This window comes from Rhizobacter sp. OV335 (assembly GCF_900142965.1).
In the GTDB taxonomy this organism is placed as follows: domain Bacteria; phylum Pseudomonadota; class Gammaproteobacteria; order Burkholderiales; family Burkholderiaceae_C; genus Rhizobacter.
This window is the reverse complement of sequence record NZ_FRCQ01000009.1, coordinates 92,025-109,332: the sequence shown is the minus strand read 5'-3', so window position 1 is coordinate 109,332 and position 17,308 is coordinate 92,025. Positions and strand designations below refer to the sequence as shown.

Below are 17,308 nucleotides of genomic sequence, written 5' to 3'. Positions count from 1 at the left end.
TCCAGGGGCACTGCCCATGCATTTGTCTGAACTGAAAGCGCTCCACGTTTCCGAGCTCATCACGATGGGTGAGGCGCTGGAGATCGAGAACGTCGCCCGCATGCGCAAGCAGGAGCTGATGTTCGCGATCATGAAGAAGCGCGCGAAAGGCGGCGAGCAGGTCTTCGGCGACGGCGTGCTCGAAGTGCTGCCCGACGGCTTCGGCTTCCTGCGGGCGCCCGACGCCAGCTACATGGCCTCGACCGACGACATCTACCTGTCGCCGAGCCAGATCCGCCGCTTCAACCTGCACACCGGCGACGCCGTCGAAGGCGAAGTGCGGGTTCCGAAGGACGGCGAACGCTACTTCGCGCTCGTCAAGGTCGACCGTGTCAACGGCCTGACGCCCGAGGAGAGCAAGCACAAGATCATGTTCGAGAACTTGACGCCGCTGTTCCCGAAGGAACAGTTCAAGCTCGAACGCGACATCAAGAGCGAAGAGAACGTCACCAGCCGCATCATCGACCTGATCGCGCCGATCGGCAAAGGCCAGCGCGCGCTGCTCGTGGCCCAGCCGAAGACCGGCAAGACGGTGATGATGCAGCAGCTGGCACATGCGCTGGTCGCCAACCACCCCGACATCTACCTGATCGTGCTGCTGGTCGACGAACGGCCGGAAGAAGTGACCGAAATGGTCCGCACGGTGCGCGGCGAGGTCATCAGCTCCACCTTCGACGAGCCGGCCGCGCGCCACGTGCAGGTCGCCGAAATGGTGATCGAGCGCGCCAAGCGCCTCGTCGAGATGCGCAAGGACGTGGTGATCCTGCTCGACTCGATCACCCGCCTGGCCCGTGCCTACAACAACGTGCTGCCCTCGTCCGGCAAGGTGCTGACCGGCGGCATGGACTCGAACGCGCTGCAGCGCCCGAAGCGCTTCTTCGGTGCGGCACGCAACGTCGAAGAAGGCGGCTCGCTGACCATCATCGGCACCGCGCTGATCGACACCGGCAGCCGCATGGATGACCTGATCTACGAAGAGTTCAAGGGCACCGGCAACTGCGAGATCCACCTGGATCGCCGCATGGCCGAGAAACGCGTCTACCCGTCGATCCTGATCAACAAGACCGGCACGCGCCGCGAAGAGCTGCTGCTGCAGCCCGAGATCCTGCAGAAGACCTGGATCCTTCGCAAACTGCTGTACCCGATGGACGAGATCGAAGCGATGGAATTCATCCTCGACAAGATGAAATCCACGAAGAACAACCACGATTTCTTCGACATGATGCGCCGCGGCGGTTGATGCCTGTTCGCGCGACGCTATAATCCGCGGTTTTCCGCATTCCGGAAAGTGCGCCAAGTGGTTTGGCGTGGCTCCCGGTATCACAGCGCTGAAGAGGTTTCTCATGGCCAAAGAAGGCATCCACCCGAACTACCGCGACATCTGCTTCGTGGACCTGTCCAACGGTTTCAAGTTCGTCACGCGCTCGTGCGCGCAGTCGAAGGAAACCATCAAGATGGAAGATGGCCGTGAGCTGCCGCTGATCAAGCTGGAAACCACCAGCGAATCGCACCCGTTCTACACCGGCACCCAGAAGAGCATCGACTCGCTGGGCGGCCGCGTCGAGAAGTTCCGCAACAAGTTTGCGCACCTGAAGGCGAAGTAATTCGCCCCGTCGCGCCCAGCGTGACGCGACGACACCAAGGCAGCCTGCGGGCTGCCTTTTTCGTTGGCGCGCCCGAACTTCGTGCACAAGTTGCTGCATCATCGTCGCCGTCCCGAGAACAGCCTGCGCCACCGTCCTTGAACTCTCCCACCCCCGCCCTCGTCACCCAGCGTGCGGCCCAGCGCCTGCCGCGCCTGGCCCTGCTGCTGTTCTGCGCGGCCTACCTGCTGCCCGGCCTGTTCGGTCGCGACCCGTGGAAGGCCGCCGACATGACGTCGTTCGGCTACATGGTCGACATCGCGCAGGGCAGCACCAGCTGGTGGTCGCCGACCGTCGCGGGCATCCCGAGCGATTCGGCGCTGCTGCCCTACTGGCTCGGTGCCGTCTTCATCAAGCTGCTCGGCGGCCTGCTCGGCCCGCCGCTCGCCGCCCGCATCCCGTTCACGCTGCTGCTGGGCGTCACGCTGCTGCTGACCTGGTACAGCACCTACCACTTCGCACGCACCGAGGCGGCCCAACCGGTGCCGTTCGCGTTCGGCGGCGAGGCCAGCCCGATCGACTATGCGCGCGCGGTGGCCGACGGCGCGCTGCTCGCGCTGATCGCGAGCCTCGGCCTGCTGCAGCTCGGCCACGAGACCACGCCCGAACTGGCGCAGCTGGCCAGCGTGTCGCTGTTCCTCTATGCGCTGGCGGCCTGCCCGTTCCGCGGCTGGCAGAGCAAGGCGGCGGTGGTGGTCGCGCTGCCGGCGCTCGCGGCCAGCGGCGCGCCGATGATCGGTGCGCTGCTGGCCGTCACCGGCGGCATCGTCTGCGGCCGATCGAGCTATGAACCGGCGCGGCGCTTCACGCTGTGGATCGCCGCCGGCGGCGTGCTGGGGCTGGTCGTCGCGACGCTGCTCGGCGCCTGGGGCTGGCGGCTCGACGGGTATGTCGAGGCAAGCGATTTCGTCAGCCTCGGCAAGCTCTTCGTCTGGTTCATGTGGCCGGGCTGGCTGCTCGCGTTCTGGACGCTGTGGCGCTGGCGCGCGCAGTGGCTGAACCGGCACATCACCGCGCCGCTCGGCTGCGTGCTGGTCAGCGTGGGGGCCTGCCTCGCGATGGGCGGGTCGGACCGCGCGCTGATGCTCGGCCTGCCGCCGCTCGCGGTGCTGGCGGCGTTCGCGCTGCCGACGCTGCACCGCGGCACCTCGGCCGCGATGGACTGGTTCTCGGTGTTCTTCTTCAGCGTCTGGGCGCTGGCGATCTGGGTCGTCTACGCGTCGGTCTACACCGGCGTGCCGGCCAAGCCGGCGGCCAACGTCGCGCGGCTCGCGCCGGGCTTCATCCCGAACTTCTCGCTGCTGGCGCTGCTGACCGCGATCGCCGCGACGCTGGCCTGGCTGTGGCTGGTCAAGTGGCGCACCGGGCGGCACCGCCATCCGCTGTGGAAGAGCCTGGTGCTGCCGGCCAGCGGCGTCGCGCTGTGCTGGTCGCTGCTGATGACGCTCGGGCTGCCGCTGTTCGACTACGCGCGCAGCTACCGCCCGCTGGTGACGCGCATCGCGCGCCACGTGCCGGGCGACGTCTGCATCGCGGCACCCGGCCTGAGCCGCGCGCAGCTGGTGGCGCTGGAGTACTTCGGCGGGTATCGCGTCGACGCAACACAGATGCCGGACCGCACACTGTGCGAGTTCCTGGTGGTGATGGAGACCTTGCGCCGCCAGGCGCCGGCGCCGAAGGGCTGGCAGCTGATCACGCGGGAATTGCGGCCGTCGGACAGCGACGAGGTGGCAGCGGTCTACCGCCGCAGTCCGTAGCCTACGAGTCTTGAACCTGCGGCATGGCGCGCCGCGGATCCGGCGCCGGCTCCAGAAAGCGCACCCGCGCCGCCGGCAGCACCAGGCAGAAGCGCGAGCCCTTGCCGATCTCGCTGTGGATGTCGAGCTCGCCGCCATGCCGCTGCACCACGTGCTTGACGATCGAGAGCCCGAGCCCGGTGCCGCCGGTGTCGCGTGAGCGGCTGCCGTCGACGCGGTAGAAGCGTTCGGTCAGGCGCGGCAGGTGCTCGCGCGCGATGCCCGGGCCGCTGTCGCTGACCGACACCTCGCCGGCCCCGTCCTCGCGCATGCGCCAGTTCACCGCGATGCGCCCGCCCTCCGGCGTGTAGCGCACCGCGTTCGTCACCAGGTTGCCGACCGCGCTCATCAGCTCGCTCTCGCTGCCGGCCAGCTGGGCCGCATCGGCGCCGGCAAAACTCAGCTGGTGGCGGCCCATCGACAGCGCGGTCGCATCGGCCTGCGCCTGGCCGAACAGCTTGCTGACGGCCACCCAGCGGTCGCTCGGCGGGCGCGGGCTGCCTTCGAGCTGCGCCAGCGTCAGCAGATCGGCCACCAGCGTCTGCATGCGCTGCGTCTGCTGGCCCATCAGCGTCAGCACGCGGCGGCGCTCGACCTCGGTCAGCGGCAGGTTGCTCATCGTCTCGATGAAGCCCGACAGCACCGTCAGCGGCGTGCGGATCTCGTGCGAGACGTTGGCGACGAAATCGCGCCGCATGCCCTCGGAGCGCTCGCGCTCGGTGATGTCGAGCGACAGCACCAGCTTCAAGCCGTCGCCATACGGGCGGATGTAGACCGACAAGGTGCCGCGGTTGCGCAGGTCGGGCACCGACACCGCCTGATCGAACGCGCCCGCCTGCAGGTAGCTGACGAAGGCCGGCGCGCGCACGAGGTTGGTCACGCGCTGGCGCCTGTCGCGCACCGGGTCGAGCCCGAAGTGGTCGGCCGCGACCGAGTTGCACCATTCGATCTGGTCGTTCTCGTCGAGCAGCAGCACGCCGTTCGGCGAGGCTTCGATGGCCGACAGGAAATGCGCAAGGCGCCCCTGCTCGCGGCTCACGGTGCGGTCGCGCGCCACCACCGCGCGTTCGATGCGGTAACCCATCTCGCCCCAGAAGCCGGTGTCGCGCGGCGCCGAGCCTTCGAGCGAGCCGCTGAGCCAGCGCATCAGCCGGTAGCCGCGCACCGCGTCGATCAGCGCCACCGCGCTCGCGCCGACCAGCGTGCCGAGCCACAGCCCGACCAGCGGCGCATGCGCCATCTCGCCCAGCACATGGCCGAGCGCGCCACCCACCGCCATCGCGAAGACGCCGGCCAGGAAGCGCGGCAGCAGCCAGTTCATCGCATCGGGTCCGTTGTGCGGTCGCGGGAGGGCCGATTCAGGCCGACAGCGACTGCGACTGCACCTGCTGCGTCAGCCGGTAGCCGGCGCCACGGACGGTCTCGATCATCTGCGAGCAGTTGACCGGGTTCAGCGCTTCGCGCAGGCGCTTGACGTGCACGTCGACGGTGCGCTCCTCGATGAAGACGTGGTCGCCCCACACCCGGTCGAGCAGCTGCGAGCGGCTGTGCACGCGCTCCGGGTGCGTCATGAAGAAGTGCAGCAGGCGGAATTCGGTCGGGCCGACGCGCACCTCCTGGCCTTCGCGCGACACGCGGCGCGTCGCCGGGTCGAGCTTGAGCGCACCGACCTCGACCGCCGAGTCGAGCGCCTCGGGGGCCTTGCGGCGCAGCACCGCGCGGATCCGCGCCATCAGCTCGTGCGTCGAGAACGGCTTGGTGAGGTAATCGTCGGCGCCGGCATCCAGGCCCGAGATCTTGTCGGACTCGGCCGCGCGCGCGGTCAGCATGATGATCGGCAGCTCGCGGGTGCGCGGCTGCGAGCGCCAGCGCTTCGCGAGCGTGATGCCCGATTCGCCGGGCAGCATCCAGTCGAGCACCACCAGGTCGGGCAGCACGCGATCGACCTGCAACAGCGCCTCGTCGGCCGTGGCCGCCACCACCACCTCGTAGCCGGCATGGCGCAGGTTGATGGACATCAGTTCGGCGATTGCCGATTCGTCTTCGACCACCAGCACCTGGCTCATTGCGGTTTTCCCTTTGCTGCTGCTTCGGATCGCGTCATCGCACCATCGACTCGACGTTCTCGAGCGAGTTGTGACGCACGTCGGTGCCCATCACCACGTAGATGATGACCTCGGCGAGGTTCTTGGCATGGTCGCCCACGCGCTCGATCGCCTTCGCGACGAACACCAGGTCGATGCTCGACGAGATGGTGCGCGGATCTTCCATCATGTAGGTGATCAGCTTGCGCATCAGGCCGTCGAACTCCTGGTCGATCTGGTCGTCCTGCTTCAGCACCTCGAGGGCCTTCGCGGTGTCGAGCCGCGCGAACGCGTCGAGCGCCTTGCGCAGCTGGGCCACCGCCAGTTCGGCCTCGAAGGCCAGGTCGTTGACCGGCAGGCGCAGCCGGCTCGAGACGCCGGTGTTGATCAGCCGCTGCACGGTGCGTGCGATGCGGGCCGCCTCGTCGCCGACGCGCTCCAGGTTGGCGATGGTCTTCGAGATCGCGATCAGCAGGCGCAGGTCGCGGGCGGTCGGCTGGCGCCGCGCGATGATGCTGGAGAGGTCGCGGTCGATCTCCATCTCCATCGCGTTGACGCGCTCTTCGTTGCGCAGCACGTCGCTCGCGATGTCGCCGCTGAAGTGGGTCAGCGCATAGACCGCCTGCGCGACCTGCGACTCGACCAGGCCGCCCATCTCGAGCACGCGCGTCGAGATGCCGCTGAGTTCGGTGTCGAACTGGGTGGAAAGGTGCTTGTCCGTCATGGTGCTTCCTCCGCTCAACCGAACCGGCCGGTGATGTAGTCTTCAGTGTCTTTCTTCTTCGGCTTCATGAACAGGTCCGACGTGACGCCGAACTCGATCAGGTCGCCGAGGTACATGTAGGCGGTGTAGTCGGAGCAACGCGCCGCCTGTTGCATGTTGTGCGTGACGATCACGACGGTGTAGTCGTTCTTCAGCTCGTGGATCAGCTCCTCGATCTTGCCGGTGGAGATCGGGTCGAGCGCCGAGCACGGCTCGTCGAGCAGCAGCACCTCGGGCTTGATCGCGATGCCGCGCGCGATGCACAGCCGCTGCTGCTGGCCGCCGGAGAGGCCGGAGCCGCTCTGGTTCAGCTTGTCCTTCACTTCATTCCACAGCGCGGCCTTCTTGAGCGCCCACTCGACGCGCTCGTCCATCTCGACGCGCGGCAGCGTCTCGAACAGCTTCACGCCGAACGCGATGTTGTCGTAGATCGACATCGGGAACGGGGTCGGCTTCTGGAACACCATGCCGATCTTGGCGCGCACCAGCGAGACGTCCTGCTTGCTCTTCAGCACGTTCTCGCCGTCGACCAGGATCTCGCCTTCGGCGCGCTGCTCGGGGTAGAGCTCGAACATGCGGTTGAAGGTGCGCAGCAGCGTCGATTTGCCGCAACCCGACGGGCCGATGAAGGCGGTGACCTTCTTCTCGGGGATGTCGAGGTTGATGCGCTTCAGCGCATGGAAGCTGCCGTAATAGAAGTTCAGGTTGCGCACCGAGATCTTGGCCTTCTCGGTCACCGGGAGTTCGACTTTGACGTCCATGTCGTGCTTTCTGGTTCTCTAGTGCTTGTTGCGGAAGACCACGCGCGCAAAGATGTTCAGCGCGAGCACGCCGAGGGTGATCAGGAACACGCCGGCCCAGGCGAGCTTCTGCCAGTTCTCGTACGGGCTCATCGCGAACTTGAAGATCGTGACCGGCAGGTTGGCCATCGGCCCCGACAGGTTGCTCGACCAGAACTGGTTCGACAGCGCGGTGAAGAGCAGCGGCGCGGTCTCGCCGGCGATGCGGGCGAAGGCGAGCAGCACGCCGGTCATCACACCGGCGCGGGCGGCCTTCAGCGTGACGCTGGAGATCACCTTCCACTTCGGCGTGCCGAGCGCGTAGGCCGCCTCGCGCAGCGCATGCGGGATCAGCGACAGCATGTTCTCGGTGGTGCGGATCACGACCGGGATCACGATCAGCGCCAGGGCCAGCACGCCGGCGTAGCCCGAGTAGGTCTTGAAGCGCGCGACGATCACCGCGTAGATGAAAAGGCCGATCACGATCGACGGCGCCGACAGCAGGATGTCGTTGATGAAGCGCGTGGCACTGCCCAGCCAGGTCTTCTGGCCGTACTCGGCCAGGTAGATGCCGGCGAGCACGCCGATCGGCGTGCCGACCAGCGTGGCCAGCGACACCATCAGCAGCGAGCCGTACAGCGCGTTGGCCAGCCCGCCGACCTCGGCCTGCGGGGCCGGCGTCATCTCGGTCAGCACCGTCCAGGTGAGGCCGCCGACGCCGAGCCGGAAGGTCTCGATCAGGATCCAGATCAGCCAGAACAGGCCGAAGGCCATCGCGGCCATCGACAGCGTCAGCGCGACCGCGTTGACGCGGCGGCGGCTGCGCGCCTTGGCCTGGCGGCCGTCATCGATCACGGCGCTCATGAGCGGCCCCCTTCACCCTTCTTGAGCTGCGCGAGCAGCAGCTTGGACATCGACAGCACCACGAAGGTGATGAAGAACAGCACCAGCGCGAGGTACAGCAGCGAGGCCTGGTGCAGGCCCTCGCTGGCCTCGGCGAATTCGTTGGCCAGCACCGAGGTGATGCTGTTGGCCGCTTCGAACAGCGACGGGCCGTTCAGCTGGTTCGCGTTGCCGATCACGAAGGTGACCGCCATCGTCTCGCCGAGCGCACGGCCCAGGCCCAGCATGATGCCGCCGATGACGCCGGTCTTGGTGTACGGCAGCACGACCCGGAACACCACCTCCCAGGTGGTGGAGCCGAGCCCGTAGGCCGACTCCTTCAGCATCGCGGGTGTGACCTCGAACACGTCGCGCATCACCGCGGCGATGAACGGGATGATCATGATCGCGAGGATGATGCCGGCCGACAGGATGCCGATGCCCACCGGCGCGCCGGAGACCAGGCTCTTGAAGAACGGCACGTCGCCCAGCACGCGTTGCAGCGGCTGCTGCACGTACTCGGACAGCACCGGGCTGAACACCAGCAGGCCCCACATGCCGTAGACGATCGACGGCACCGCGGCCAGCAATTCGATGGCGACGCCGAGCGGGCGGCGCAGCCAGTTGGGCGAGAGTTCGGTCAGGAACAGCGCGATGCCGAAGCTCACCGGCACCGCGATCAGCAGCGCGATCGCCGAGGTGGCGAGCGTGCCGTAGATCATCACGAGGCCGCCGTATTGATCCTTCACCGGATCCCACTCGCTGCGCCACAGGAAGCTCAGGCCGTACTCGCGGATGGCCGGCGCGGCGCCGATCACCAGCGAGACGATGATGCCGGCCAGCAGCAGCAGCGTGAGGATCGCGGCGCCATGCGCCAGCACCGAGAAGACCGTGTCGGCCCACGGCGCGGAACGGCGTACCGAGGGCGGCTGCCCCAGGGGGTCGGAGCGTTGCATCTCGTCTTTGTTGTAGTGCGATGCGGGGAGTGTAGCGGCCACGATTCCTCCATCCAGGCGAGGGCGGCGAGGCCCGAAGGCACTCGCCGCCGGTGGTTGCTTGCAGGGTTTACTTGACCGCGACGGCCTTGCCCGAAGCGTCCTTGATCTCGCCCCATTGCTTGCGGACCAGCGCCTTCACCGCATCGGGCAGCGCGACGTATTCGAGCTCGGCGGCCATCTTGTCGCCGTTGGCGTAGGCCCAGTCGAAGAACTTCAGCGAGTTGGAGGCCTGCACCGGCTTGTCCTGCGACTTCTGCATCATGATGAAGGTCGCGCCGGTCAGCGGCCACGAGTCCTTGCCGGCCTGCTCGGTCAGCACTTGGTAGAAGGTCTTGCTCCAGTCGGCGCCGGCCGCGGCAGCCTTGAAGTTGGCATCGTCCGGCGACACGAAGTTGCCGTCCTTGTTCTTCAGCTGCACGTACGACATCTTGTTCTGCTTCGCGTAGGCGTATTCCACGTAGCCGATCGAGTTCGGCAGGCGCTGCACGTACGACGAGACGCCTTCGTTGCCCTTGCCGCCCGCACCGGTCGGCCAGTTGACGGCGGTGCCTTCACCGACCTTGTCCTTCCACTCGGCGTTCACCTTCGACAGGTAGTTCGTGAAGATGAAGCTGGTGCCCGAGCCGTCGGCACGGCGCACCACCGAGATCGCGGCGTCCGGCAGCGGCACGCCCGGGTTCAGCGCGGCCAGCGACGGGTCGTTCCACTTGGTGACCTTGCCGAGGTAGATGTCGCCGAGCGCCTGGCCGGTCAGCTTGATCTGGCCGGGCTGGATGCCCTTGATGTTGACGACCGGCACGACGCCGCCGATCACGGTGGGGAACTGCACCAGGCCGTCCTTGGCGAGTTCGTCGTCCTTCAGCGGCATGTCGGAGGCGCCGAAGTCGACCGTCTTCGAGCGGATCTGCTTCAGGCCTGCGCCCGAGCCGACCGATTGGTAGTTGATGCGAGCGCCGCTGGCCTTGTTGTAGGCCTCGGCCCACTTGGCGTACAGCGGGGCCGGGAACGTGGCGCCGGCGCCGGTGATGTCTTGAGCGAAGGCCATCGACGACACCGCGCTGACAGCCACCAGGGTGGCAACGGACCGGAACGACTTGAGATTCATTGTGCGCACCTTTCGGGTACTGGCTGGAGGAATGCCAGGGACTGTAAAAGTGCTGTGTGACAAGGCGGTGACATCGCTGTCATCGAATGCGGTTCGCGGCCGCGATTTTCGGGCTGACGCCCGGCAACCCGGGCTGTCATGAAGTATTCACGGCCCTGTCACATGCGGTCCATATGCTGCCGGCCAGCCATCCCAACCCCTGAAGGACCTTCGATGAACAAGAGAATCTGGCTGATCGCCGCCACCTCCGCCCTGACCCTGCTGGCCGCCGGCTGCGCGACCACGCCGGCCCCGAAGACCATCGCCGAGGTCACCGCGACGACGCCCGAGCTGTCGACGCTGAACAAGCTGATCGGCGATGCCGGCCTCGCCGCCACGCTGAGCGGCCCCGGCCCGTACACGGTGTTCGCGCCGAGCAACGACGCCTTCAAGGCGGTGCCGGCGAAGACGATGGAGAACCTGGCCAAGGACAAGGCCGCCCTCGTCGCGCTGCTGAACTACCACGTGGTGCCGGCCCAGCTGACCTCGGCCGACATCAAGAACGGCCCGGTCAAGACGCTGCAGGGCGGCAACCTCGCGCTGTCGAAGTCGGGCACGTTCGTGACGGTCGAAGACGCCGTCGTGACGCAGGCCGACCTGAAGGCCACCAACGGCGTCGTTCAGATCGTCGACCGCGTCTTCATCCCGGCCACGAAGTAAGCGCCTCAGGCGCGCAGGGTGTCGGCCAGACGCTCTGCGCAGGCCTTGGCTTGCGCCGCGTCGCGGGCCTCGACCATCACGCGCACCAGCGGCTCGGTGCCGGAGGGGCGGATCAGCAGGCGGCCGTCGTTGCCCAGCTCGCGCTGCACGGCGGCCTGCGTCTCGGCCAGCCTGGGTGCGGACTTCCAGTCCTGGCCGGGCTTCAGCCGCACGTTGATCAGCACCTGCGGGAACAGCGTCACCGCCTCGACCAACTGGGCCAGCGACTTGCCGCTGCGGCTCACCGCCTGCAGCACCTGCAGCGCGCTGACGATGCCGTCGCCGGTGGTGTGCTTGTCGAGCGCCAGCAGGTGGCCCGAGCCTTCGCCGCCGAGCAGCCAGCCGCGCGCGGCCAGCTCTTCGAGCACGTAGCGGTCACCGACCTTGGCACGCACGAACTCGATGTCCTGTGCCTTCAGCGCCACCTCGACCGCCATGTTGGTCATCAGCGTACCGACCGCGCCGGGCACGCGCTGGCCCTGCGCCAAGCGGTCGGCCACCATCACGTAGAGCAGCTCGTCGCCGTTGTACAAGCGGCCATCGGCATCGACCAGCTGCAGGCGGTCGGCATCGCCGTCGAGCGCGACGCCGTAGTGCGCCTTGTGCTCGCGCACCGCCTGGACCAGCGCCGCCGGCGCGGTGGCACCGAAGCCGGCATTGATGTTGACGCCGTCGGGGCTGCAGCCGATCGCGACGACCTCGGCGCCCAGTTCATGGAACACGTCCGGGCCGGATTGATAGCCGGCGCCGTGCGCCGCGTCGACGACGATCTTCAGGCCCTTCAGCGACAGGTCGTTGCTGAAGGTGCTCTTGCAGAACTCGACGTAGCGGCCGCGTGCGGCCTCGAGCCGGCGCGCCTTGCCGAGCTGGGCCGAGTCGACCCATTGCGCCGGCTCCAACAGCGTGGCCTCGACGCGTTGCTCCCATTCGTCGGGCAGCTTCTCGCCGCGTGCCGAGAAGAACTTGATGCCGTTGTCCGGGTAGGCGTTGTGCGAGGCGCTGATCACGACGCCGAGATCCAGCCGCAACGCACGCGTGAGGTAGGCCACGCCCGGCGTCGGCAGCGGGCCGGTGAGCAGCACGTCGACGCCGGCCGACGCGAAGCCGGCTTCCAGCGCCGATTCGATCATGTAGCCGGAGATCCGCGTGTCCTTGCCGATCAGCACCGTCGGCTTGGCGATGCCGGCCTTCAGCACCCGGCCGACCGCATGGCCCAGGCGCAGCATGAAATCAGGGGTGATCGGCGATTGGCCGACGGTGCCGCGAATGCCGTCGGTGCCGAAATAGGTTCTGCTCATTCGCTTGTCTCCACGCCCAGGATCGATCAGGACGGGATTTTGCGGCAACTATCGGCCGTCGCCGTCGATCAGGCCGGCGGCACCCCACACCTTGAGGGCGTCCACCGTGGGGGCGACGTCGTGGACCCGCAACACACGGGCACCGTTCTGGACGGCCGCCAGCGCCGCGGCGAGGCTGCCCGCCAGCCGCTCGCCCACCGGCCGCCCGGTGACGGCGCCGAGGCTGCTCTTGCGCGACCACCCTGCCAGCACCGGATACCCCAGCGCCAGCAGCTCGCGCTGGCGCGCCAGCAGCGTGAAGTTGTGCGCGACCGTCTTGCCGAAGCCGATGCCCGGGTCGATCACGATGCGCTCGGCGGCGACACCGCGCTGCGCGAGTGCATTGCAGCGCCCGGCGAGGAAATCGCGCACGTCGGCGACGACATCGTCGTAGTGCGGCGCCGCCTGCATCGATTTCGGCTCGCCCTGGGCGTGCATCAGGCAGATGCCGCAGGCCGGATGCGCGGCGACCGCTTCCTCCGCGCCTGGCGCCTGCAGCGCGAAGATGTCGTTGACGATGTCGGCACCGAGGTCCAGCGCGGCGCGCATCACCTCGGTCTTGCAGGTGTCGATCGACAGCGGCACCTGCAGCCGCAGCGCCTCGCGCAGCACCGGCAGCAAGCGCGCCAGTTCGTCGTCCAGCGACACTGCGTCGGCACCGGGCCGGCTGGATTCGGCCCCGAGGTCGAGGATGTCGGCTCCCTCCTTCAGCAACTGCTCACAGTGCGCCAGCGCGGTGCGCGTCGTCGCATGCTGGCCGCCGTCGGAGAACGAATCGGGCGTCAGGTTGACGATGCCCATCACGCGCGGGCGCGTCAGGTCGATCGGGAAGCGCGTGGTCTGCCAGTGCATTGCAGGGTTCTGTTCCGCCATTGAAAACGGGGCCGAAGCCCCGTCGTCTGAATCCGTCAGCTCGCTCAGGCCGCAGCCGGTGCGCCGTCCGTCTTGACGGGCGGCGTCGGGCCGCTCGGCTTGCCGGAACTGGGGCCCCAGTCCTTCGGCGGACGCGGCGGGCGGTTGTCCATGATGTCGTCGATCTGGTCGGCGTCAATGGTTTCCCATTCGAGCAGCGCCTTCGCCATCGCGTGCATCTTGTCCTGGTTGTCCTCGATCAGCTTGCGGGCGACCGCGTACTGCTCGTCGATGATGCGGCGGATCACGTCGTCGACCTTCTGCATCGTCTGCTCGGACACATTGACCTGCTTGGTCACCGAACGGCCGAGGAAGACCTCGCTCTCGTTCTCGGCATAGACCATCGGGCCCAGCTCGTCGGTCATGCCGTAGCGGGTGACCATGTCGCGCGCCATCGACGTCGCACGCTCGAAGTCGTTCGAGGCGCCGGTGGTCATCTGGTTCATGAACACTTCTTCGGCGATGCGGCCACCGAACAGCATGCTGATCATGTTCAGCATGTACTCGCGGTCGTAGCTGTAGCGGTCCTTCTCGGGCAGCGACAGCGTGACGCCCAGCGCACGGCCGCGCGGGATGATGGTGACCTTGTGCACCGGGTCGAGCTTCGGCAGCATGCGGCCGATCAGCGCGTGGCCGGACTCGTGGTACGCGGTGTTGCGGCGCTCGTCCTCGTCCATGACCATCGATTTGCGCTCGGCGCCCATCATGATCTTGTCCTTGGCGCGCTCGAAGTCGATCATCTCGACGACCCGGCCATTGCGGCGCGCGGCGAACAGCGCGGCCTCGTTGACGAGGTTCGCGAGATCGGCACCCGAGAAGCCCGGCGTGCCGCGCGCGAGGATGTCGGCACGGATGTCGGCACCGACCGGCACCTTGCGCATGTGCACGTTGATGATCTGCTCGCGGCCGCGGATGTCCGGCAGCGTCACGTAGACCTGGCGGTCGAAGCGGCCCGGGCGCAGCAGCGCGGGGTCGAGGATGTCGGGCCGGTTGGTGGCCGCCATCACGATCACGCCGAGGTTGGTCTCGAAGCCGTCCATCTCGACCAGCATCTGGTTCAGCGTCTGCTCGCGCTCGTCGTTGCCGCCGCCGAGGCCGGCACCGCGGTGGCGGCCGACCGCGTCGATTTCGTCGACGAAGATGATGCAGGGCGCGCTCTTCTTCGCCTGCTCGAACATGTCGCGCACGCGGGCCGCACCGACGCCGACGAACATCTCGACGAAGTCGGAGCCGGAGATGCTGAAGAACGGCACCTTCGCCTCGCCGGCGATCGCCTTGGCCAGCAGCGTCTTGCCGGTGCCCGGAGGGCCGACCAGCAGCACGCCGCGCGGAATGCGGCCGCCGAGCTTCTGGAACTTCTGCGGGTCCTTCAGGAAGTCGACCAACTCCTTGACCTCTTCCTTGGCCTCGTCGCAACCGGCGACATCGGCGAAGGTGGTGGTGTTGTTCGCTTCATCGAGCATGCGCGCCTTCGACTTGCCGAAGCTGAACGCGCCGCCCTTGCCGCCGCCCTGCATCTGGCGCATGAAGTAGATCCACACGCCGATCAGCAACAGCATCGGGCCCCACGAGCCGAGGATGCTCAACAGGATCGACGGCTCCTCGCGGGGCTTGACGTCGAACTTGACGTTGTTGTTGATCAGGTCACCCACGAGGCCGCGGTCGAGGAAGGTTGCGGTGGTGCGCAGGTCCTTGTCGTCGGTGGTCTTGGCCTTGATCTCGGTACCGGAAGGCCCTTCCTGGAGCTGGACGCTCTTGATCCGCTTGCTGCGAACTTCCTCGAGGAAGTCGGAGTAGCCGATCTGGTTGCCTTGCATTGCACCCTTGTCGAACTGCTTGAACACGGTGAACAGCACGAGTGCGATCACCAGCCAGACAGCGACTTTGGAGAACCATTGATTGTTCACCGCGGCTCCTTCTTGCGATAAATCCTCAGCGCGGGCACAGGACGTGCCCAACATCCACGGCATCTGGGGACGATTCTAGTCCACTCAACCCACGCGACTTCACGAACGCTTATCGACCTGGATCCCAGGATTCTTGAGACCAATCCCGACCAGGAAGGTTTCGGACGATTTGTCGCGCGATGCCTTCGGTTTGATCGGTTTCACGACCCGGAAGGTTTTCTTGAATATTTCGACCAACTGGCTGTGGCCGCTGCCGTGGAAAACCTTGCTGACCAGTGCGCCATTCGGCGTCAGATGGTTCTGCGCGAATTCGACCGCCAGCTCCACCAGGTGCTCCATGCGGGCCGCATCGGAACTCTCGATGCCCGACAGATTGGGCGCCATGTCGGAAATCACCACGTCAACCGGCCGGCCGCCCACCAGCTCGTGCAACTGCGCCAGCACCGCATCCTCGCGAAAATCGCCCTGGAAAAAGACGACGCCTTCGATCGGCTCGATCGGCAGGATGTCGAGCGCGATGATGGTGCCGTTCAGTTCGCCGGCGGCGGCGCCCCCGAGCCCGCCGACTTCCTTCGGGGCGAATTTGCGTCGCACATACTGGCTCCAGGCCCCGGGCGCGGCGCCCAGGTCGACCACCAGCTGGCCCGGGTGGATCAGCTTCAGCTCCTCGTCGATTTCCTTCAGCTTGTAGGCCGCACGGGCCCGATAGCCCTCTTTCTTGGCCAGCTTGACGTACGTGTCGTTGAGGTGGTCATGCAACCACGCCTTGTTGACCTTCTTGCTTTTTGTCTTGATTTTCATTGGCTTACGCTCACTGCAAACGATAATACCGAGATGCCTGCCATCGAACTGACCCCCGCCCAGCGCAAGGACATGCGCGCCGAAGCCCACCACCTGAACCCGGTCGTCCTGATCGGCGGTGACGGCCTGACTCCTGCCGTGATCAAGGAGGCCGATGCTGCGCTCAATGCCCACGGCCTGATCAAGGTGCGCGTCTTCTCCGACGAACGCGCCACCCGCGAGGCCATCCTCGCCCAGTTGAGCGACCAGCTGAATGCCGCACCGATCCAGCACATCGGCAAGCTGCTGGTGCTGTGGCGCCCGATACCGCCGAAGGAAAAGGCCGAGCGCGAAGACCGCATGCCGGGGCCGCGCACCGTCAAGATCCTGAAGTTCTCGAAGAGCGGCAACCACCGCCCGCAGGTCAAGAAGCTCAAGGTGCTGGGCAACCAGCGCGTCGCCGCCGGCGGCGAGATCAAGCGCGCGAAGAAGCGCATCACGAGCCTGAAGAAGACCGCCGCCGACTGAATCGACGCGCGGCCGTCAGGCCCGGCTCCCGTGGAGCCGCCAGGCCAGCACCAGCAGCAGCGCGGTCTTGGTCGCGTACAGCGCCATCGACAAGGCATGCAAGGCGCCGAACGACATCGCGCCCTGCCCGCCCCGCGCCGCGGCCATCGCCGGCTGCAAGCCGAACCAGCCCAGCACCGTGCAGAACGCAACCGCGAGCAGCATCAGCGCATCGGCGCCCAGCACGCTGCCGCGGGTTTCGGTCTGCTGCCAGATCCGGCGCAGCACCATCAACAGCAGCACCGCCAGGCCGAGGCTCAGGTAGGCCTCCTGCATGAACATGCGCCCGGCGATCCGCCCGGCGGTCTCGGGGAAGGTGCTCGCGAACCCGGCCGGCGCGCCGATGAAGCCCACGCCCAGCAGCACGCCGGCCCACAGGCCGGCCAGCCAGCCCGCGAAGCGCTGCAATCTGTGCGAGCTCATGTCCGCCTCAAGCGGCGCCCACCGAGCCGCTTGTCAGACATGGCGGACTTCAGACATACCGGACTTCGATGATCTCGTAGCTCTTGACGCCACCGGGCGCCTGCACCTCGGCCACGTCGCCGGCCACCTTGCCGATCAGCGCACGGGAGATCGGGGAGCCGATCGAGATGCGGCCTTCCTTCAGGTCGGCTTCATCCTCGCCGACGATCTGGTACGTGACCGGATTGCCGGTCTTCTCGTCCTCGAGCTCGACGGTGGCGCCGAACACCACGCGGCCTTCGGCATTCAGCGTCTTCGGGTCGATGATCTGCGCGGCGGCGAGCTTGCCTTCGATCTCGAGGATGCGGCCCTCGATGAAGCCCTGCTTGTCCTTGGCGGCTTCGTACTCGGCGTTCTCGGACAGGTCGCCCTGCGCGCGCGCCTCGGCAATCGCCTGGATGACCGAATGGCGTTCCACCGTCTTCAGCCGATGCAGTTCTTCCTTGAGTTTTTCGGCACCGCGCACGGTGATGGGGATGGTCGTCATGGTGGAACCCTGGAGGCAAAAATGAAGCC

At 67.0% G+C, this 17,308-nt stretch carries 18 protein-coding genes; 5 read left to right on the top strand and 13 right to left on the bottom strand.

Annotation, left to right across the window (positions count from 1 at the left end):
- Positions 1–16: 16 nt before the first annotated feature.
- From rho to BUE42_RS11875, 3 genes are all read left to right on the top strand, one after another.
- Positions 17–1,279 carry a transcription termination factor Rho gene (gene rho, locus BUE42_RS11885; protein ID WP_073465315.1) on the top strand — a complete coding sequence of 421 codons (1,263 nt, stop codon included), beginning with the start codon at positions 17–19 and terminating at the stop codon, positions 1,277–1,279.
- 103 nt (positions 1,280–1,382) lie between these two features.
- Positions 1,383–1,643 carry a type B 50S ribosomal protein L31 gene (locus BUE42_RS11880; protein WP_073465314.1) on the top strand — a complete coding sequence of 87 codons (261 nt, stop codon included), beginning with the start codon at positions 1,383–1,385 and terminating at the stop codon, positions 1,641–1,643.
- A 137-nt stretch (positions 1,644–1,780) separates the two neighbouring features.
- On the top strand, positions 1,781–3,439 hold the full coding sequence (locus tag BUE42_RS11875) for a hypothetical protein (RefSeq protein WP_073465313.1): 1,659 nt from the start codon (positions 1,781–1,783) through the stop codon (positions 3,437–3,439).
- 1 nt (position 3,440) lies between these two features.
- On the opposite strand, the gene phoR is transcribed toward BUE42_RS11875, so the two are convergent.
- The 7 genes from phoR to pstS form a co-directional block, all read right to left on the bottom strand.
- On the bottom strand, positions 3,441–4,799 hold the full coding sequence (gene phoR / locus BUE42_RS11870) for a phosphate regulon sensor histidine kinase PhoR (RefSeq protein WP_073465312.1): 1,359 nt from the start codon (positions 4,797–4,799) through the stop codon (positions 3,441–3,443).
- 37 nt (positions 4,800–4,836) lie between these two features.
- On the bottom strand, positions 4,837–5,544 hold the full coding sequence (phoB, locus tag BUE42_RS11865; RefSeq protein WP_073465311.1) for a phosphate regulon transcriptional regulator PhoB: 708 nt from the start codon (positions 5,542–5,544) through the stop codon (positions 4,837–4,839).
- Positions 5,545–5,578: 34 nt separating this feature from the next.
- Positions 5,579–6,286: a phosphate signaling complex protein PhoU gene (gene phoU, locus BUE42_RS11860; RefSeq protein ID WP_073465310.1), complete on the bottom strand. Its 708-nt coding sequence runs from the start codon at positions 6,284–6,286 to the stop codon at positions 5,579–5,581.
- Positions 6,287–6,300: 14 nt separating this feature from the next.
- Positions 6,301–7,086: a phosphate ABC transporter ATP-binding protein PstB gene (pstB, locus tag BUE42_RS11855; protein WP_047588656.1), complete on the bottom strand. Its 786-nt coding sequence runs from the start codon at positions 7,084–7,086 to the stop codon at positions 6,301–6,303.
- An 18-nt stretch (positions 7,087–7,104) separates the two neighbouring features.
- Positions 7,105–7,968 (bottom strand): phosphate ABC transporter permease PstA, encoded by an 864-nt coding sequence (gene pstA, locus BUE42_RS11850; RefSeq protein WP_073465309.1) that lies wholly within the window; start codon positions 7,966–7,968, stop codon positions 7,105–7,107.
- On the bottom strand, positions 7,965–8,942 hold the full coding sequence (gene pstC, locus BUE42_RS11845; protein WP_073465308.1) for a phosphate ABC transporter permease PstC: 978 nt from the start codon (positions 8,940–8,942) through the stop codon (positions 7,965–7,967). Before pstC ends, pstA begins: the two co-directional genes overlap by 4 nt.
- Positions 8,943–9,051: 109 nt before the next feature.
- Positions 9,052–10,089, bottom strand: coding sequence for a phosphate ABC transporter substrate-binding protein PstS (gene pstS / locus BUE42_RS11840; RefSeq protein WP_073465307.1), 1,038 nt, complete (start codon positions 10,087–10,089; stop codon positions 9,052–9,054).
- A gap of 213 nt (positions 10,090–10,302) precedes the next feature.
- On the opposite strand from pstS, the gene BUE42_RS11835 reads away from it, so the two are divergent.
- Complete coding sequence (locus tag BUE42_RS11835) at positions 10,303–10,788, top strand: fasciclin domain-containing protein (RefSeq protein WP_073465306.1); 486 nt, start codon at positions 10,303–10,305, stop codon at positions 10,786–10,788.
- Positions 10,789–10,793: 5 nt separating this feature from the next.
- On the opposite strand, the gene glmM is transcribed toward BUE42_RS11835, so the two are convergent.
- The 4 genes from glmM to BUE42_RS11815 form a co-directional block, all read right to left on the bottom strand.
- On the bottom strand, positions 10,794–12,125 hold the full coding sequence (gene glmM, locus BUE42_RS11830; protein WP_073465305.1) for a phosphoglucosamine mutase: 1,332 nt from the start codon (positions 12,123–12,125) through the stop codon (positions 10,794–10,796).
- Between the two features lie 48 nt (positions 12,126–12,173).
- Entirely contained in the window at positions 12,174–13,016 is an 843-nt protein-coding gene (folP, locus tag BUE42_RS11825) for a dihydropteroate synthase (RefSeq protein WP_073465304.1), read from the bottom strand.
- 65 nt (positions 13,017–13,081) lie between these two features.
- The gene (gene ftsH / locus BUE42_RS11820; RefSeq protein ID WP_073465303.1) at positions 13,082–14,983 is read right to left on the bottom strand and encodes an ATP-dependent zinc metalloprotease FtsH; all 1,902 of its coding nucleotides are present in this window, start codon (positions 14,981–14,983) and stop codon (positions 13,082–13,084) included.
- 99 nt (positions 14,984–15,082) lie between these two features.
- Positions 15,083–15,784, bottom strand: coding sequence for an RlmE family RNA methyltransferase (locus BUE42_RS11815; RefSeq protein WP_073465302.1), 702 nt, complete (start codon positions 15,782–15,784; stop codon positions 15,083–15,085).
- 33 nt (positions 15,785–15,817) lie between these two features.
- Between BUE42_RS11815 and BUE42_RS11810 the strand changes: the two genes are divergently transcribed.
- Positions 15,818–16,291, top strand: coding sequence for a YhbY family RNA-binding protein (locus BUE42_RS11810; RefSeq protein WP_073465301.1), 474 nt, complete (start codon positions 15,818–15,820; stop codon positions 16,289–16,291).
- 15 nt (positions 16,292–16,306) lie between these two features.
- Here the strand turns inward: BUE42_RS11810 and BUE42_RS11805 are convergent, their stop codons facing one another.
- A complete protein-coding gene (locus BUE42_RS11805; RefSeq protein ID WP_073465300.1) occupies positions 16,307–16,753 on the bottom strand; it encodes a DUF4149 domain-containing protein in 447 nt (148 codons plus the stop codon).
- Between the two features lie 49 nt (positions 16,754–16,802).
- On the bottom strand, positions 16,803–17,279 hold the full coding sequence (gene greA / locus BUE42_RS11800; RefSeq protein ID WP_073465299.1) for a transcription elongation factor GreA: 477 nt from the start codon (positions 17,277–17,279) through the stop codon (positions 16,803–16,805).
- Between the last annotated feature and the right edge of the window lie 29 nt (positions 17,280–17,308).

Excerpts from the sequence above, each read along its gene's own strand:
- rho (WP_073465315.1), top strand. The coding sequence starts at position 17 with ATGCATTTGTCTGAACTGAAAGCGCTCCACGTTTCCGAGCTCATCACG.
- BUE42_RS11880 (WP_073465314.1), top strand. The coding sequence starts at position 1,383 with ATGGCCAAAGAAGGCATCCACCCGAACTACCGCGACATCTGCTTCGTG.
- phoR (WP_073465312.1), bottom strand. The coding sequence starts at position 4,799 with ATGAACTGGCTGCTGCCGCGCTTCCTGGCCGGCGTCTTCGCGATGGCG.
- phoB (WP_073465311.1), bottom strand. The coding sequence starts at position 5,544 with ATGAGCCAGGTGCTGGTGGTCGAAGACGAATCGGCAATCGCCGAACTG.
- phoU (WP_073465310.1), bottom strand. The coding sequence starts at position 6,286 with ATGACGGACAAGCACCTTTCCACCCAGTTCGACACCGAACTCAGCGGC.
- pstB (WP_047588656.1), bottom strand. The coding sequence starts at position 7,086 with ATGGACGTCAAAGTCGAACTCCCGGTGACCGAGAAGGCCAAGATCTCG.
- pstA (WP_073465309.1), bottom strand. The coding sequence starts at position 7,968 with ATGAGCGCCGTGATCGATGACGGCCGCCAGGCCAAGGCGCGCAGCCGC.
- pstC (WP_073465308.1), bottom strand. The coding sequence starts at position 8,942 with ATGCAACGCTCCGACCCCCTGGGGCAGCCGCCCTCGGTACGCCGTTCC.
- pstS (WP_073465307.1), bottom strand. The coding sequence starts at position 10,089 with ATGAATCTCAAGTCGTTCCGGTCCGTTGCCACCCTGGTGGCTGTCAGC.
- BUE42_RS11835 (WP_073465306.1), top strand. The coding sequence starts at position 10,303 with ATGAACAAGAGAATCTGGCTGATCGCCGCCACCTCCGCCCTGACCCTG.
- glmM (WP_073465305.1), bottom strand. The coding sequence starts at position 12,125 with ATGAGCAGAACCTATTTCGGCACCGACGGCATTCGCGGCACCGTCGGC.
- folP (WP_073465304.1), bottom strand. The coding sequence starts at position 13,016 with ATGCACTGGCAGACCACGCGCTTCCCGATCGACCTGACGCGCCCGCGC.
- BUE42_RS11815 (WP_073465302.1), bottom strand. The coding sequence starts at position 15,784 with ATGAAAATCAAGACAAAAAGCAAGAAGGTCAACAAGGCGTGGTTGCAT.
- BUE42_RS11810 (WP_073465301.1), top strand. The coding sequence starts at position 15,818 with ATGCCTGCCATCGAACTGACCCCCGCCCAGCGCAAGGACATGCGCGCC.
- BUE42_RS11805 (WP_073465300.1), bottom strand. The coding sequence starts at position 16,753 with ATGAGCTCGCACAGATTGCAGCGCTTCGCGGGCTGGCTGGCCGGCCTG.
- greA (WP_073465299.1), bottom strand. The coding sequence starts at position 17,279 with ATGACGACCATCCCCATCACCGTGCGCGGTGCCGAAAAACTCAAGGAA.